Origin of the sequence: Flavilitoribacter nigricans DSM 23189 = NBRC 102662, assembly GCF_002646595.1 — a bacterium.
Lineage (GTDB): Bacteria > Bacteroidota > Bacteroidia > Chitinophagales > Saprospiraceae > Flavilitoribacter > Flavilitoribacter nigricans.
The window spans coordinates 47,232-62,837 of sequence record NZ_PDUD01000050.1 but is presented as its reverse complement, the minus strand read 5'-3'; the positions used below and the strand labels follow the sequence as shown (position 1 = coordinate 62,837).

The window sequence follows — 15,606 nt, the reverse complement described above, 5'->3', positions numbered from 1 at the left end:
GGAGAAATACTTGACATCGGGTGATCTCGTTTTTTGCGAGGTATTAGGTTTTATCCGGTCCTAAACCGATGTTTGGGGCCGGCAGGTGGGTACTCACCGTAGCCTGCCGACGCGAACACTCTCTAAGCTCACTTTAGCATTTTATGTTGCGTCGGGTAAATAGAATAGGAAAACGGACACTCCAGGTTAATACATGGCCAGGGCTACGCCCTTCGATGTAAAACCCGTTACTGATCTACAAATATTTTTGCTGCTACGCCGCTTACATGGATAAGAGCATCGCCCTGGAGATAAAATGGGGTTCCTCCATCAAGTGAGACGGCAAATTCAAAGAGCGATCTTAAAACATCCGGTTGACGATAGTACGTTTTAAAATTAGCTTACAGCTTTGCGAGGGCGCTGAACCCCATCATTGAAAATGCTAAGTCGAGCTAAGGTTCAATGTCATTGTCTGATCCTTTTGTATAAACTAAATTATTTGCTAACTTGGAGCTGCAATTGGTGGCATGCCGCTCACTCCCGGTTTTTTATTCAGGTTGAGTAGTTCCCTGCGGATGCCAAATGCGGCCCCTATCAGGATCAATTCATAATGAAACTTGAACAGGTTTTTTACCTAAATGGTCGGGATTTCCGTTCTATTCCGACTTTCGTCGCCACCGTACGCGAGGTCTTTGGATTTGGTGCAGAACTGGAACTGGACAATTGGGACGTTTTGGAAGATGCGCTGGAAGGAGGTTACGGCCTGCTTAATCATCAGGAGCCTTTTACGCTGGTCTGGCAAAATTCCGCAGTCAGTAAACGAAAACTTAGGCCCAGGAATCTGAACGCCATTATGGACCTATTCGAAAGTAACCCTAAGCTTACCTTGAAATTAGAATAAACCATAACCGATGAACAAACCCATCCAGATCGATCAATACGAAAAAAATAGCTTTACCGCACCGGTCCGGGGCGGCCATCAGGTCACCCACGATGTGTACAGCCGGGGATCGGGAAAGTTGCTGGTCCTCATCCAGGAACTACCGGGTATCGGGCAGGAAACGCTGGCCCTCGCTGATAGATTTGTGGCCCGGGGATATAAAGTGTTTTTACCACATTTGTTCGGAGCGATCGGTACGACCAATATGCCCGCAAACTTCGTGCGGGTGATGTGCATGCAAAAGGAGTTCAATTTATTCGCTTCCGGGCGTTCGAGTCCGGTGGTAGACTGGTTGAAGGCACTCTGCCAAAAGGTCAAAGAGGAGCACGGTGCCAAAGGCGTAGCTACTATCGGTATGTGCCTGACCGGCAATTTTGCCATCGCGCTGATGGCGGACGAAGCGGTACTGGCCAGTTTTGCCAGTCAGCCGGCGGTGCCTCTCGTGCTGCAGAGAAGGCTCCAGCTTTCCGAAGAGGAAATAGCGGTGATCAAAGAAAGACTGGACCGCCTCGGTCCGATGCACTGCGGCCGCTTTGCCGGCGATATACTGTGCCGAAACAGCAAAATGAAGGCACTGGATCGCACCTTCAATACCGATGATAAAAAACGGATCATCCTGCACACGCTGCCCGGAATGGGGCACTCCATTCTTACGCTCGATTTTGTAGACGAAGCGGGGCATCCCACGGCCCGGGCCTTAGCGGAGGTCATGGATTATTTCGATGAGAGTCTGGCTGAATAACGGGCGGGAATAATCTACACAAATACCTCCATGGCGATCCGGTCGGCCAGGAGTTTGCCATCTTCGGTCAGTCGGAAAGTGTTGCCCTTGCGGGAAAGGTGGCCGGCATCCAGATAGGCCTGGGCATTCTGCAAAAAATGGTCGGGATACTGCTCGCCGATATTTTGGAGGTAATCCAGATCCAGTCCCCAGGAAGTACGTAGGGACGTCATTACGTATTCATTGTAGCGCTGGTCATCCGTCAGCACTTCGAATTCGATCAGGTCCGGTGGGATCTGCTCCGGATCGTTACTCCAGAGTTCCATACCGCTCATGTAGCGTGCATTGTTGGCTACGTTCCAGCGGCGGGTGCGCTCACCGTCAAACGAGTGGGCGGCGGGGCCGATCCCGAGGTAGGGTTTGCCCAGCCAGTAACTGCTGTTGTGCTTGGCGCGCCAGCCGGGTTTGGCAAAATTGGAAATCTCGTAGTGCTCGTAACCTTCCGAACGGAGGGCGGCAATGAGGTATTCAAACTGCCGGGCGGTCTGTTCTTCATCCACATCTTTCACCTTGCCTTTCTGAATGAAATGAGCCAGTGCCGTGCGGGGTTCTACAGTAAGGGCATAGCAGGAAAGGTGCGGAATATCGTAATCCAACGCGATCTCGATATTGCGGGCCCACTGTTCGTCCGAAGTAGTGGGAGCGCCGTAGATCAGGTCAATACTGAGGTTCTCAAAGCCCGCATCCTGGGCGTATTCGATACAGGCCCGGGCCTCGATGGCATTGTGGGCCCGGTTCATGAACCGGAGATCGGTTTCGGAAAAGGACTGAATGCCAATACTCAGGCGGTTGATGGGAGATGCCCACAGTTGTTTGATCTTATCCTGATTGAGATCGTCCGGATTGGCTTCCAGGGTGACTTCCGCTTCATCGTCAACCTGGAACAGTTCGTGGATCTGCCGGAAAATGCGCTCCAGTTCGGCACCGGAGAGCAGCGAGGGTGTACCGCCACCGAGATAGATGGATCGGAGGGGTTGATCCGGTAGATCTGCCCGGCGCAATTTCATCTCTTCCACTATGGCATCGATCATGCTGTCCCGATTGTGTAGGGTAGTGGAAAAGTGGAAATTACAGTAGTGGCAGGCCTGTTTACAGTATGGTATATGCAGGTAGAGGCCGGGCATAAGGTTCTAGGTGAAATAAATTATGGTTTTGCTGGAAGCGCCGTACAAGTTTTCTCGCGTTGCTCCTTTCAACTGCTAAAGTAAGGCTTTTTTCTTCGCTCACTGGTACCAATCTTTTGAATTTATCTCAGGGGGATAAATTACCGCCTAATAATTGGTTAATTTGCGGCTGTCTAATTCGGGCTGTGAGGCATTGCCTCTCCGGGCGTGGTGCAATGGATACAGGAACAGGTCCTCCGGACCGGATCAATCGTACCTCCCAAGCGCCAACGTGCCGGCAACCCGCAACCTATGCTAGATCATGCCCAAAACGCTACACGTCCGGCTGGCTTTCCAGATGTTCCTGCAGTTCTTCATCTGGGGCAGTTATTTTGTCACGCTGGGAACTTACCTGCTGACAACGCTGCACTTCAGCGGTCAGGAGGTCGGTCTGGTGTACGGTACCACCGCCATTGCCGCCATGGTCTCTCCCTTTTTGCTCGGGATGCTGGCCGACCGTCATTTCCCGGTGGAAAAGCTGTTGTCCATTCTGAACCTGAGTGGCGCCGCCCTGCTGCTGAGTGCCAGTTATTTTGAAACCTTCTGGCCGTTCTATCCGCTCATTCTGCTCTATACCTTCACCTATATGCCCACCTTTTCGCTGAATGCCGCTTTGTGTTTTCACCATCTACAGCGTCCGACCCGTGATTTTCCCCGGGTGCGTTCGCTGGGGACTTTCGGCTGGATCGTGGCGGGATTGCTGGTTGGTTATCTGGATATCGAAACGGAGGTGACACCGATGTACATCGGGGCGGGGGCTTCTTTCTTCGCGGGGATCTACAGTCTGACCTTACCGAAAACCCCTCCCCAGGGCAACAAGGTGAGCATGAGGGACTGGATCGGCCCCGAAGTGCGAAAACTGTTTCGGGACCGGTCGTTCACCATACTGATGCTGATCATGGTACTGGTCTCCATTCCGATCGCTTTTTATTACAGTTTCGTTAATCCCTACCTGAATGAGATCGGTATCGAGAACGCCGCTGGTAAAATGTCGCTGGGGCAGGTATCGGAAATTATGTTCATGCTGATCCTGCCGTGGTTCATCAATCGTTTCGGTCTGAAGGTCACCATTTTTATCGGGTTGTTCACCTGGGGGGCACGTTACTTACTATTTGCCTACGGCGACAGCGGCGATCTGTCCTGGGTGATCTATACGGCCATTCTGCTGCACGGGCTTGCGTTCGTTTTTTCCGGCCTGTCGGTGCAGATCTATCTCAACGAGCGTGTGCCAGTATCGCTGCGCAGTACGGCCCAGGGCTTTTATACCTTCCTGACCCTGGGACTGGGTACGCTGATCGGATCTTTTCTGGCGGGTAATGTGGTGACTTTATTCACGACCTCTTCCGGCGCCTTTCTCTGGCAAAAGATCTGGTACGTTCCATCGGCAATCGGCATACTGGTCTCGATCTATTTTGTGTTGCGATTTAAGGCCGGAAAGGTGAAGGTGGAATAGGCTGTCGTTTCCGGATGGAAACATTTTGGGAAGAAAAGGAAACAATTCCTGCGTTTCGCCGTAGAACTTTATTCTACTACCAAAAAAAAGAGCCGGTCAGCTAAGCTAACCGGCTTCCAAAAGAGCTTTGAGAGGCTATCTACATACCAAAAAAAGAGGTCATCCTTTGATGCCCTCTTAAATCTTTAGGGCTTGAGGGTTTTTGTTCACGGGATTATAATTGTTCGAATAAAAACTTAAAAACTAAATTAGGTCGCCTTATTATTAATTATTGATCTGTTCGTTTTTGTTGATGATACAAATATGGGGAAGGATTAAGGTTTATGATAGTACATTTTAGTGTTTTTGTGTGATTTTAATTTGAGTTATAAAATATGTAAGCAGTTGATTTGTAGTTTTTTAATATTGAAATAGAGTTTAATTCCTGTATTTTAAAGCTGGATTCCAGCAACTTTTCCGAAGTTTTTTTTCAAATTTTTTTTCATTTTTTTTAAAAAAAGCTTGCGCGGAACCAAAAACTCCCATTCCGGGCCCGCAAAAACCACTTTATCCAAGGTCTTCACCAGCGTAGAATCCGAGATCTTCATCCTTCAGCATTTTAGTGATCCAGGCGATCTGTCCGGTATGGTAGGAAAAATGTTCCGTAACGTGGACGAGCATGGTCAGGACGGTGTGTTCGTAGACCTGAACGGGTTTGACGGTCATCAGATCTTCCGGGTCCACTTTGGCGAGTACCCGCCGTACATCCGGTTCGAGCGCATCCAGCAGTGCTAACAGTTTTTCCCGGGCTACGGGGCCCCGTTCGTCAAACTCCTCCGAACGGCGACGGACGTCCGTTTCTTCGCCTACTCCGCTGATGATCCACTGGCGGACATTACCGCACAAATGCAGGATGAGATTGCCAATGCTGTTGGAGGAGGTATTGGGACGCCACCAGATCTTTTCGTCCGGCAGACGCTCCAGGCAGTTTTTGATCCTCGGCACGCATTCTTCAAATAAGCGAAAATTGACCTCGGTTACGAGGGCTTCGGTAATGGCTTGAGCGGACATACTTCGGTAATTTAGCGTTTTAGAAATAAGCAGACTGAAAATTAAGTAGAATACTTTGAAGCGAAAATCCGGCGATAAAATTTGTTCATTTTTTCCTAAAATCGATTTTGGGCACTACATTTAATGCCTGTTGTCCAACATGCCTCTCCGGCCTGACTAATGGCCGTTTCTTCTACAGTAAAAAGTTCCAGCCGCGTTTTCTTTCGCCTGACCGTATCGTTAACGGCTGGGCACCGGTAGCACTGAAAAAGTATTTTTTTAATTTAACTACTAAACATTCCAGTTTATGGCCTCCGCCGAATACCCTACTATGCCCTTTAAGCAAACTGCAATTTGTCTCTCCGGAGGCGGATACCGGGCTGCTTCCTTTCACTTGGGAACACTTTCCTATCTGCGCCGGATCCATTTCAGAGACCGGCCGTTAATTGAGTATATAAAAGTCTTGTCCACCATTTCCGGTGGCTCCTTCACCGGAGTGCTGTACGCTCATTCCGTTTGGGAATCCCAAAATGTGGTAGGAGATACCCGCTTGCAGACCGACGAGGAATTTGCTACATTTTACCACGCTCTGAAGGATTTTATGGCCGATGAGGATCTGATCGAAGCCGGCCTGAATAAGCTGAAAGACCGCAAGGAATGGAAGAGTGAACGGCGACGTAATGTGATCAATTCTTTCGCCAAAGTCTACCAGGAAAAGCTTTTCGGACTCAGTGAAAATCGCTCCTTCAATTTATTCTATCAGGGCAAGACGCACCTGGAAGAAGTAATTTTTAACGCTACGGAGTTTGATTACGGTCTGGCCTTCCGCTTTCAGAAAACACTGGATGACGAAGGGATCATCGGCAACTGGTTTCGGCGAATTCCTTCGGCCGCGGCCAAGGAATTACGTCTGGGGGACATCATCGCTTCCTCCTCCTGCTTCCCGGCCGGTTTCGCGCCGCTGGCGTTTCCGCAGGATTATATCGGACCGGATAATCAATACCTCACCAGGTTGCGGAGTCTCGAAACCCTGAAAGAGATCCCCAGGGAAATAGAATCGGACCGTTATATGGATGATAAACCGGAAGCCTATATCTATCCCGAGCCGATGGCCCTGATGGACGGTGGTATCGTCGATAACCAGGGCGTCGAGAGTATCATCCTTTCGGAGAAGCGTCGGGCGCAGGAGCTGGACACCGAAGATCTTACCGACCCGGTCTATTCGATGACGCTGACCGGTGAGAAGGATCGTAAACTGGACCTGATCATCATTTCCGATGTAGCCAGTCCCTTTTTAGTGCCGCTTAAGCTGGCTTCCCGCAAAGATGAGGTCTTTACCGGTATTCAAAATTCCAGCATTGAGCGCTTGTATAAGATTTTGACCTTGACTGGCCTTTTAGCTCTGCTCTTGATCATTCCGGTCATTTTGAGTGGACTCAAATTGATCGAGCTTTCCGATCCGGTGAAATTCCTGTTGCTGGTCCCGGGGGTAGCGGTCGGAACGATCGCGCTCCTGTTGCTGCTTTTGATCCGCTATTTCAATCGGAATATCATCAAGCAGCAGGTGCCGGCCTATTTCCAAAAGTATCTTCATTACTTTACCCATCTGCGGGTTTATGTGCTGGAGCCGATGTTGAGGGACCGCATCAGTTCCGTTCTGAAAATGGTGAACGACATTTTTCTGAAGCAGATCCGCCGGCTGACCTATGCCAAAATTTACGACGATGCAAACTGGGATTACCGGCGCATTGCCAATATCGTATACGAACTAAGACCTTCGGAAGTGAAAAAGAACCTTCTGGACCGGGATAATAAAAAACGGGCGGAAGAAGGAAAACCGGTGATTAAATACCCCGATGTGTTGAGGCAGCCTTCACCCAAGTTGCAGGAGGTAGCCGAGAATGCCTCCGATATGGGGACAACGCTATGGTTTACACCCGAGGACCGTGGGATTGGAGTGAAGCACGGAGATCGGCTCAAAGATCTGGTGACCGACGGCCAGTTTACCATTTGTTATAACCTACTCGTATATCTGTGTGAATTGAGGGCCTATCCGGAAGCGTACAATAAACTGGAATGGAAAGACGATCTGGATCGCTTATTCGAAAACCTTATGGCTGATTGGGAGCACTTCAATAACCATCCCCATTGGCTCTACGAAAAATTCGAGCACAACCAGCCAAAATAGAAAAGATGGAATTTACTTGTGCTTATTTCCCGGGCACTTTTTACAGCGTTTCCCTTTCTTGAATTTCTTGCAGCACTTCTTTTTGAGCTTTTTGCCCTGGATGATGGGCAGGGGAAAGGGTAAAGCGGTAAGTTCTTCCAGTCCGTAACCAACAGTAGTAGTGATATTTCGGGCCTTCATATGGCTTGCGTCTGCTGTTTATCTTTAATTAGACAAATTCTAAACAAGGACAAATGTACAGCGGGAAGCCGAGTTCTGCAAGTCTGATTGTGTTAAGGTTATGTCATTTTGAGTAAACTGCGCACTTCCCTGAGCGGAGTGCAAGCTAAAAACGACCGGGGAATGATCCGATGACCAGGATCACCGTCGGACTGGTGTGGCCAGTTTGTTATTCTTTTACAAAAGAAAAAATGCTTGCTGCGGCCCGGGTACCGCGGGTTTCACCCAATATGGGCAGTCCGCGTTCCGAATGAAAAAAAGAGGTCGCGAAGTATCGGTGCCGACAACTGATCAACTGACTGATAATGAAGTGCCAGTAAAATCCCGTGTTTTTCCGGTTTCGTGAATTATCCTATAAATTGCGTAGCTTTGCGGCCGCAAAAATGGGCATAGCGAATGAGTAAAATTCTGAAAGAGATCAATAAACGGCGGACTTTTGGTATCGTCAGTCACCCGGATGCCGGTAAAACCACCCTCACCGAAAAACTACTGCTATTCGGTGGAGCCATCCAGGTGGCCGGGGCGGTCAAATCCAACAAGATCAAGCGGCACGCTACCTCCGACTTTATGGAGATCGAGCGCCAACGGGGTATTTCGGTCGCTACCTCTGTAATGGCTTTTAAATACCGTGGCCTTAAGATCAATATTCTGGATACCCCTGGTCACAAGGATTTTGCCGAAGATACCTTCCGGACCCTCACTGCGGTGGATTCCGTGATCGTGGTCATTGACGTAGCGAAAGGGGTGGAGGAACAAACCGAAAGACTGGTTGAAGTTTGCCGGATGCGCAAAACGCCCATTATCGTTTTCGTCAACAAACTGGACCGGGAAGGTAAAGATGGTTTCGACCTGATGGACGAAGTCGAAGAAAAACTCCAACTAAATGTCCGGCCGTTGAGCTGGCCAATCGGTATGGGCCAACGTTTCAAAGGTGTATACAATCTTTACGAGCGCAAACTGGTCCTGTTCCGTCCGCACGGCAAACAGGAAGAAGAGGAAGAGGTGATCGAATTCACGGATCTGTCCGATCCGGAGCTGGATCGTTACGTTGGAGAATCGGCGGCCGAAGAACTGCGGGAAGAAGTGCGTATTGTGGAGGAAGTTTATCCGGCCTTCGACCGGGAAGCCTACGTCAATGCCGAATTGTCTCCGGTATTTTTCGGGAGTGCGGTCAACAACTTCGGAGTGAAAGAGATGCTGGACTGTTTCGTGGAGATCGCTCCCACGCCGCTGCCGCGGCCTACGGAAGAACGGATGGTGCGCCCCGAAGAAGATCAGTTTGCCGGCTTTGTATTCAAGATCCACGCCAATATGGATCCCAAGCACCGGGATCGTATTGCGTTTCTCCGGGTCTGTTCCGGCATATTCCAGCGCAATACCAACTACCTGCACGTACGGCAGGGACGGAAGATGAAATTTTCCAACCCTACGTCCTTTATGGCCTCCAAAAAAACGGTAGTGGACGAAGCTTATCCGGGTGATGTGGTAGGTCTGTACGACAGCGGCAATTTCAAGATCGGAGATTCGGTCACCGAAGGCGAAGAGCTGCACTTCAAAGGTATACCCAGTTTCTCTCCCGAACAATTCCGCTACGTTAATAATGCCGATCCCCTGAAATCGAAACAACTGAACAAAGGTCTGGATCAGTTGATGGACGAAGGGGTCGCACAGCTGTTTACCCGTGATAGCGACGGTCGCAAGATCATCGGTACGGTCGGAGCGCTGCAGTTCGATGTCATTCAGTACCGTCTGGAAAATGAATACGGCGCCAGTTGTAGCTACGAACCGGTCAATCTCCACAAGGCCTGTTGGGTAAGCTGCGATGACGATGCGGCCCTGAAAGAATTCCTGCAGCGGCGCAAACGCGACATCGCGCACGATACGCACGGTCAGCTGGTTTTTCTGGCGGAATCGGCCTGGGCCTTGAAAATGGCTCAGGATAATCATCCCAAGATCCAGTTCCACTTTACCAGCGAGTTTTAGCAGTACGGAGCCACGGCGAAGGGCGGCCGGTAGGTCCGGAATTATCCATGGCTCCGTAAAACCTTGATTATGGCCTCCTTACTTCCATTTCACGACGAATCGATGATCGAGGCCGGTTGTGACGAGGCCGGTCGGGGCTGCCTGGCCGGGCCGGTTTTTGCGGCGGCGGTTATCCTGCCCAAAGATTTTGAACACCCGCTACTGAACGATTCCAAACAACTCAGTGAGAAGCAACGCTATGCGGCCCGTACCGTAGTGGAAGAAAGTGCGCTGAGCTGGGCCGTGGCACAGGTAGACCCGCGGGAGATCGACGAGATCAATATCCTGAATGCTTCCTTTCTGGCTATGCACCGGGCGCTGGATCAGTTAAAGGTCCGGCCGGAGAGCCTGCTGATCGACGGTAATCGTTTTCATCGCTATCAGGATCTGCCCTTCCACTGTATGATCAAGGGCGATGGCCGTTTTTTGTCCATAGCTGCCGCATCCATCCTGGCAAAAACTTACCGGGATGACCTGATGCGGGAATTACACGATGCCCACCCGCAGTACGCCTGGGACCGGAATAAGGGCTACCCAACGGCGGCTCACCGCAAAGCCATTCTGTCGCACGGGGCTACCGTGCACCACCGGCGGTCTTTCCGGCTGTTGCCGGACGCCATCCAGGGGAAGTTGTTTTGACTTTGGCTACCGGATAATTTCATTCAGCATTTTCCACAAATCATTTAGGTAGACGATCGGAACCAGTGCATTGGACGGGTTTTCTCCCATGCGGATGACGATCAGATTCTGACTGGGAACGATATTCAGATACTGGCCGTTCTTCCCCAGCCCCGCAAACATATCCGCCGGAGCATCGGGGGCGATACTGCCGTTGATCCGGATCTGAAAGCCGGGCAGTTTATAAGCGGATTTTCCGTTGAGCCACCAGAGGTAACCGTAACTGGGGTTGATGTCCTGGGAAGTGTTAACCATCTCCTCGTAGTAGTTGGCATCGGTCATGATCGGAGTGTCGTCCCATTTCCCTTTATTCAGATTCAGCAATCCAAAACGGGCCATGGAACGGGCGGTACTGAAATAAAGGTGATTGTAGTCCACATAAGTCCAGAAACCGTCCATGCCGATCCGGCTCGTGAGCCGACTGTGGAAATAGTCGTCAAAATTCTGTTGGGTGGCGCCTTCTACCACCTGATCCAGGATCGTGTAGGGGGCATTATGGTAGGCCCAGCGGGTGCCGGCATCCGCCAGGTAAACCAGACATTCGGGCTCCGTACAATCCTTGTTGTCCACGCTGTCATCCAGGCCGGTGGTCATGGTCAGATGGTGACGAACGGTGATGGCTTTCATTTGGACGTCGCTGATGTCGGCCCATTGCTCCCCGAGATAATCGTCCGAACGATCCGCGATGTTCAGATGCCCTTCTTCCTGCGCCAGTCCGACGGTGAAGGCCGTCAGCGTTTTGGCCGCCGAAGCCCAGTACCAGTTGGAGCCGGCCGAAAAATCGGCGATGCCGAGCAGGTCTTTACCAAAATATTCCTCCAGCACGATCTTTCCGTCTTTCAGCACGATAAATGCCCGGGTATTGCCGTCTTCCAGGAATTGAAGTAAATCCGGTATTTTTGCGGTATTCCAGCCCAGGGAAGCGGGCGACTGGGTGGCCCAATCATTCCCGTCCAGCGGCGGGAAATAGAGTCCTTCCGGTTCCGGATCGGGATCCGGCGTGGTCATATCCGGATCTTTCCGGCAGGCGGATAGTGTCAGGAGTAAAAGCACACTGATGCCGATGAAAGATCGGAGCGGTACGGAAAACGAAGGAATTGCTTTCATTGTAGTTCTTTCTTGAATATTCAGTGATGGTATAATTGGTGCTGGGACAGAACATGCTCAATAGTGCATTGGGCGTTCAATGGCTCCACTGATGCACTGATAATACCCCTGAAGGATGATATACCCTTATTCGGTTCGGGAAAAAATTATACGAGAATTCCCGGCCGGTACGTTTCAATCACACAACAAAAATAAATTGCACTTGAGTTATTTCCGATATCTGTTTGTTCTGCTAACTTTTTTCGCAGTGGCCTGCAATAATGCACCTTCCGAAGCGCCCGCTACCGCGCCGGTTGCGAGCGGTGATCCGGCCATCGATGATGTCAGCGCACTGATCGCCCAGCGGGGCGACGATCATAGTTTGTACGCCAAGCGGGCAGAGCTGTATTACGAAAAAGAAGGCTACGATGAAGCCATTCAGGACCTGCAACGGGCTTTGAGCATCGATTCGACCAATGTAGTTTACCACCATATGCTGGCGGATGTATACATGGATTATTTCCGCAGCCGACTGGCGCTGCGTACGATGGAGCGAGCCGCAGCGCTCTACCCGGAACGAATACCGACCCTGTTGAAATTAAGCGAATTCCAGTATATCCTGAAGCAATACGAGGCATCTTTTTCCACGCTGGATAAGGTATTAAAACTGGAGCCGCGCAATCCGGATGCTTTTTTTATGATGGGCATGAATCTCAAGGAGACCGGGGATACCACCCGCGCCATCAACAGCTTCCAAACGGCGGTGGAGATCGAACCGGCAATGGTAGACGGCTGGATCAGTCTGGGCCAGCTCCACGCTTCGATCGGCAGTCCGCTGGCGGAACGTTATTTTAACAATGCCATCGATGAAGCGCCTCCCGGCCCCGGAGCCATCATTCCGCTGCACGCTAAAGCGGACTACCTGCGGGACCAGGGGGAACTCGAAGCGGCCAAAGCCCTGTACAAACAGATCAACCGCCTCGACCGGCAGTACGAGGAAGGCTATTTCAATACCGGCGTGATTTACCTGAAACAGGATTCCATAGAAAAGGCATACGAACATTTCAATATTGCAGTGGAAGTCTATCCGCTTTACATTAAGGGCTACTACTACCGGGGACTTACCGCGGAATTATTGGGGAATACCGGCCAGGCAAAAGCCGATTACCAGCATGCGCTCAACCTGGCTCCCGATTACACGGAAGCTCAGCAGGGGCTGGCCCGTCTGGCGAAGAATACACAGTAAAGGTGAAGCGTACCGGGAAGGGGAGATACGGATCTTCGGCCCGGTTTGGATGATCACTAAAACTTAAAATTCGCTTAATCTACAGTTAAAAGAGTCTGGCGACCTTTGTGTCATCAAATCAAATCGTTTTGCTGTCATCTTCTCTTGTTCCCATCTTCCCTGCAATCTAAAGTCGTACACAATCAGCTTTTGACCGCCCGGTCGAAAGCTGATTATTTTTTTTCAGGAAGGTAATCTTATTCTTCTTCGTCTGAGGAAATTTCGTTGGCCGGTCCCTGGTAGGTCTCTTCTTCCTCTTCTACCTCCACCTCTTCTTCAATCCCTTCCGGGATAGGTTCCAGCCAGAAATTATTGACGCCTTCGCCGACGGTGATCCGGATCTTTTCCATGTTCAGCAGTTCCAGCATGGCCAGAAAAGTAACGATGGCGTGGATGCGGTTGCGGCATTCGCTGAAGACCTGTTTGAAGGAAGCCCGGGTGTTGCTGGTGATCTGGGAAAAGATGTGCTGCTGTTGTTCTTCGATCGTATAGCTGAACTGTACGATCTCGTGGATGGTGCCGGGGTTTTTATCATCGAAGCGTTGCATCACCCGCTCGAAAGCTTTGAGCAGGCCAAAGAGAGTGACAGACTCCAATTCCACGTCCACCAGGGCCTTGGTCGCGATCTGTTTGAGTTCCCGGGTGATGTTCCCCCGGTCATTTTGCTGGGACCGTCTCTCTTCGAGGATCCGCATTTCCTCCAATACACTTTTGTAGCGCTTGTATTCCAGAAGGCGTTGTACCAGTTCTTCCCGTGGGTCGATCTCGTTTCCGTCTTCGTCAACGGGTTTGCGCGGAAGCAGCAGTTTGGCCTTGATGCGGCAGAGCGTAGCGGCCACCAGGATGAATTCACTCGCCAGATCAATATCCATAGATTCCATGTGGCGAATGTATTCCAGAAAGTCGTCCGTGATCTTGGCAATGGGAATATCGTTGATATCCAGCTCATCGCGCTCGATAAAGAACAGAAGCAGATCGAAAGGACCTTCGAACTGCGGCAACTTAATGGTATAGGTGGCATCCATGGGGCAAAGATACGGAAGGGCGCAGGATAATTGCACAGATATGCTATCTTTAAAATAGTTCCTGCCAAGTTTTTGCAGTGCAATTTTTGATTCAAATAATCGAGTATAATGTCCAGATCCGAAAGGCAACGAATCGGTAGTATGAAATATCCACACCAGAAGCAGACCGGCCTTAAGAATGGGGTGCTCGCCACTGCCCGGCCGGGCTGGAGCGGATCCGAGTGGTGTTGGAAATTTTCACTACTGATCTGGCTGGGTTTGTTTCTTTCCTGTTCTGCCGCCAAAACGGAGCGTCTGGATTTCCTGACCGGCACCTGGAAAGTGAGCGGTAAAGAGCAGTACGAAGTATGGGAGAAAAACGGTAAAAGAGGTTTCCGTGGCTACGCTTACCGCGGAACGGGAGCGGAGCAACAAATTACCGAGAGGCTGGAGATCCGCTTGCGAAATGGCCGGCTGGTATACGAAGCGACGGTTCCCGATCAGAATGAAGGCGCTACTATCCGCTTCAGCCTGAACGAAGCCCTGACCGACCGCTTTTCCTTCGAGAATGCGCAGCACGATTTCCCGAAAAAGATCCAGTACCGGCTTTTAACTGCCGACCGAATTGAAGTTACAGTGCTCGGTGAAGCGGGCAAAGGCTTTTCCTATATCCAGGAAAGGGAATGATCGGTAAGGGTGAATGAAAAGTTAGGAAGGTTAACAAGGTTCGTTTTTTGGAGCAAAATTCCGATATAGCGTAAGCTAAACTATACCTCGATGAAATACCTCGCGCTTATCTTTCTGTATCTGGTCTCGTTCCAGACCAGTAACGGGCAACTGGCAGCCGACGATCTGAAGATCGTCGATTACCATGTCCATATCTTCAGCGAAGCCCTCCTGGAAAATCTGGAACTGCAGGGCTACGATATGGCGGGCTCGGGATTTCAGATCCTGGAAACCGACAAAAGCTCTTACCGGGATATCGACCGGATCCTGCAGCAAAACAGCCGGGCCAAGATGTTGTTGATCTCCGCCGGTTACGCGTACGATGATCGCGACCGGGAAGATAAGGCCGGTAGCGAGCAGGTCGTACAGCGGGAAAATGATCTGCTCAGCACCATCGTACACCGCTACCCCGACCGGTTGATCGGTTTTTATGGCGTGCATCCACTGCAGGACTTTAGTCTGCAGGAAATCGTCAGATGCGACGAAGAACTGAAATTGCACGGGATAAAACTGCACCTGCAGGGCAACCGGATCCGGCTCGACGATACCACGCACCTCAACCACTTAAAAGCGATTTTTGATCTGGCTGCAGCCCGTAGTATTCCCCTGCTGATCCACAACAATGCCTGGGACCTGCAGGCGGGAGCCGAATACGCGCGGCAATTCATTGACAACTTGCTCAAAGATGCCGATCCTCTGACCATCATTTTTGCCCATACCGGTGGGGGAGGAGCCTACTTCGACTATACCCACGATCTGCTGGCCGTTTTCCGGGATTATTTTGCTGAGGATGAGACCAGCGGCAAACACCGGATCTACTTTGAACTGTCCGGCACGGTCTCCGATAAAGATATTCCGGGCGAACGCCCCCTGTCGGATCTGGCCGAAATGATCACCGCTATCGGAGCGGAGCGATTCCTGTTCGGTTCCGATTACCCGGTTCGTAATAGCGAAAAGTATATTCAAGAATTGAGCGAACAGCTACCTCTGGATGAAAGTGTACTGAAAGGGATCATTGAGCGGGACATTTTTGACCTGTTGAAAAGTAAATAA

At 50.7% G+C, this 15,606-nt stretch carries 14 protein-coding genes; 9 read left to right on the top strand and 5 right to left on the bottom strand.

Annotated elements, in window-relative coordinates:
• The first annotated feature begins 589 nt into the window (after positions 1 to 589).
• Both CRP01_RS35825 and CRP01_RS35820 read left to right on the top strand, forming a co-directional pair.
• Entirely contained in the window at positions 590 to 880 is a 291-nt protein-coding gene (locus CRP01_RS35825) for a barstar family protein (protein ID WP_099154908.1), read from the top strand.
• A gap of 10 nt (positions 881 to 890) precedes the next feature.
• Positions 891 to 1,661 (top strand): dienelactone hydrolase family protein, encoded by a 771-nt coding sequence (locus CRP01_RS35820; protein ID WP_099154907.1) that lies wholly within the window; start codon positions 891 to 893, stop codon positions 1,659 to 1,661.
• Positions 1,662 to 1,675: 14 nt separating this feature from the next.
• On the opposite strand, the gene hemW is transcribed toward CRP01_RS35820, so the two are convergent.
• Positions 1,676 to 2,824 carry a radical SAM family heme chaperone HemW gene (gene hemW, locus CRP01_RS35815; RefSeq protein ID WP_099154906.1) on the bottom strand — a complete coding sequence of 383 codons (1,149 nt, stop codon included), beginning with the start codon at positions 2,822 to 2,824 and terminating at the stop codon, positions 1,676 to 1,678.
• 301 nt (positions 2,825 to 3,125) lie between these two features.
• Between hemW and CRP01_RS35810 the strand changes: the two genes are divergently transcribed.
• Complete coding sequence (locus tag CRP01_RS35810; RefSeq protein WP_099154905.1) at positions 3,126 to 4,316, top strand: MFS transporter; 1,191 nt, start codon at positions 3,126 to 3,128, stop codon at positions 4,314 to 4,316.
• A 546-nt stretch (positions 4,317 to 4,862) separates the two neighbouring features.
• On the opposite strand, the gene CRP01_RS35805 is transcribed toward CRP01_RS35810, so the two are convergent.
• Positions 4,863 to 5,366, bottom strand: a complete 504-nt coding sequence (locus CRP01_RS35805) for a DinB family protein (RefSeq protein ID WP_099154904.1) — start codon at positions 5,364 to 5,366, stop codon at positions 4,863 to 4,865.
• A gap of 310 nt (positions 5,367 to 5,676) precedes the next feature.
• On the opposite strand from CRP01_RS35805, the gene CRP01_RS35800 reads away from it, so the two are divergent.
• Positions 5,677 to 7,533 carry a patatin-like phospholipase family protein gene (locus CRP01_RS35800; RefSeq protein ID WP_170110690.1) on the top strand — a complete coding sequence of 619 codons (1,857 nt, stop codon included), beginning with the start codon at positions 5,677 to 5,679 and terminating at the stop codon, positions 7,531 to 7,533.
• A gap of 12 nt (positions 7,534 to 7,545) precedes the next feature.
• On the opposite strand, the gene CRP01_RS42585 is transcribed toward CRP01_RS35800, so the two are convergent.
• On the bottom strand, positions 7,546 to 7,713 hold the full coding sequence (locus CRP01_RS42585; RefSeq protein WP_170110689.1) for a hypothetical protein: 168 nt from the start codon (positions 7,711 to 7,713) through the stop codon (positions 7,546 to 7,548).
• A gap of 435 nt (positions 7,714 to 8,148) precedes the next feature.
• Between CRP01_RS42585 and CRP01_RS35795 the strand changes: the two genes are divergently transcribed.
• Positions 8,149 to 9,735: a peptide chain release factor 3 gene (locus CRP01_RS35795; RefSeq protein WP_099154902.1), complete on the top strand. Its 1,587-nt coding sequence runs from the start codon at positions 8,149 to 8,151 to the stop codon at positions 9,733 to 9,735.
• A gap of 69 nt (positions 9,736 to 9,804) precedes the next feature.
• Positions 9,805 to 10,413, top strand: a complete 609-nt coding sequence (locus CRP01_RS35790; protein WP_099154901.1) for a ribonuclease HII — start codon at positions 9,805 to 9,807, stop codon at positions 10,411 to 10,413.
• Between the two features lie 6 nt (positions 10,414 to 10,419).
• On the opposite strand, the gene CRP01_RS35785 is transcribed toward CRP01_RS35790, so the two are convergent.
• The gene (locus tag CRP01_RS35785; RefSeq protein WP_170110688.1) at positions 10,420 to 11,559 is read right to left on the bottom strand and encodes a serine hydrolase domain-containing protein; all 1,140 of its coding nucleotides are present in this window, start codon (positions 11,557 to 11,559) and stop codon (positions 10,420 to 10,422) included.
• A 202-nt stretch (positions 11,560 to 11,761) separates the two neighbouring features.
• Between CRP01_RS35785 and CRP01_RS35780 the strand changes: the two genes are divergently transcribed.
• Positions 11,762 to 12,784 (top strand): tetratricopeptide repeat protein, encoded by a 1,023-nt coding sequence (locus tag CRP01_RS35780; protein WP_099154900.1) that lies wholly within the window; start codon positions 11,762 to 11,764, stop codon positions 12,782 to 12,784.
• A gap of 236 nt (positions 12,785 to 13,020) precedes the next feature.
• Here the strand turns inward: CRP01_RS35780 and CRP01_RS35775 are convergent, their stop codons facing one another.
• Positions 13,021 to 13,848: a segregation and condensation protein A gene (locus tag CRP01_RS35775; protein WP_099154899.1), complete on the bottom strand. Its 828-nt coding sequence runs from the start codon at positions 13,846 to 13,848 to the stop codon at positions 13,021 to 13,023.
• Positions 13,849 to 13,989: 141 nt separating this feature from the next.
• On the opposite strand from CRP01_RS35775, the gene CRP01_RS35770 reads away from it, so the two are divergent.
• Positions 13,990 to 14,514 (top strand): DUF6265 family protein, encoded by a 525-nt coding sequence (locus CRP01_RS35770; RefSeq protein WP_099154898.1) that lies wholly within the window; start codon positions 13,990 to 13,992, stop codon positions 14,512 to 14,514.
• 90 nt (positions 14,515 to 14,604) lie between these two features.
• Positions 14,605 to 15,606, top strand: coding sequence for an amidohydrolase family protein (locus CRP01_RS35765; protein WP_099154897.1), 1,002 nt, complete (start codon positions 14,605 to 14,607; stop codon positions 15,604 to 15,606).

What these genes read in the sequence shown, in the direction of transcription:
- CRP01_RS35800 (WP_170110690.1), top strand. Translation starts at nt 5,677, where the DNA reads ATGCCCTTTAAGCAAACTGCAATTTGTCTCTCCGGAGGCGGATACCGG.
- CRP01_RS35795 (WP_099154902.1), top strand. Translation starts at nt 8,149, where the DNA reads ATGAGTAAAATTCTGAAAGAGATCAATAAACGGCGGACTTTTGGTATC.
- CRP01_RS42585 (WP_170110689.1), bottom strand. Translation starts at nt 7,713, where the DNA reads ATGAAGGCCCGAAATATCACTACTACTGTTGGTTACGGACTGGAAGAA.
- CRP01_RS35810 (WP_099154905.1), top strand. Translation starts at nt 3,126, where the DNA reads ATGCCCAAAACGCTACACGTCCGGCTGGCTTTCCAGATGTTCCTGCAG.
- CRP01_RS35820 (WP_099154907.1), top strand. Translation starts at nt 891, where the DNA reads ATGAACAAACCCATCCAGATCGATCAATACGAAAAAAATAGCTTTACC.
- CRP01_RS35825 (WP_099154908.1), top strand. Translation starts at nt 590, where the DNA reads ATGAAACTTGAACAGGTTTTTTACCTAAATGGTCGGGATTTCCGTTCT.
- CRP01_RS35765 (WP_099154897.1), top strand. Translation starts at nt 14,605, where the DNA reads ATGAAATACCTCGCGCTTATCTTTCTGTATCTGGTCTCGTTCCAGACC.
- CRP01_RS35785 (WP_170110688.1), bottom strand. Translation starts at nt 11,559, where the DNA reads ATGAAAGCAATTCCTTCGTTTTCCGTACCGCTCCGATCTTTCATCGGC.
- CRP01_RS35770 (WP_099154898.1), top strand. Translation starts at nt 13,990, where the DNA reads ATGAAATATCCACACCAGAAGCAGACCGGCCTTAAGAATGGGGTGCTC.
- hemW (WP_099154906.1), bottom strand. Translation starts at nt 2,824, where the DNA reads ATGCCCGGCCTCTACCTGCATATACCATACTGTAAACAGGCCTGCCAC.
- CRP01_RS35790 (WP_099154901.1), top strand. Translation starts at nt 9,805, where the DNA reads ATGGCCTCCTTACTTCCATTTCACGACGAATCGATGATCGAGGCCGGT.
- CRP01_RS35805 (WP_099154904.1), bottom strand. Translation starts at nt 5,366, where the DNA reads ATGTCCGCTCAAGCCATTACCGAAGCCCTCGTAACCGAGGTCAATTTT.
- CRP01_RS35775 (WP_099154899.1), bottom strand. Translation starts at nt 13,848, where the DNA reads ATGGATGCCACCTATACCATTAAGTTGCCGCAGTTCGAAGGTCCTTTC.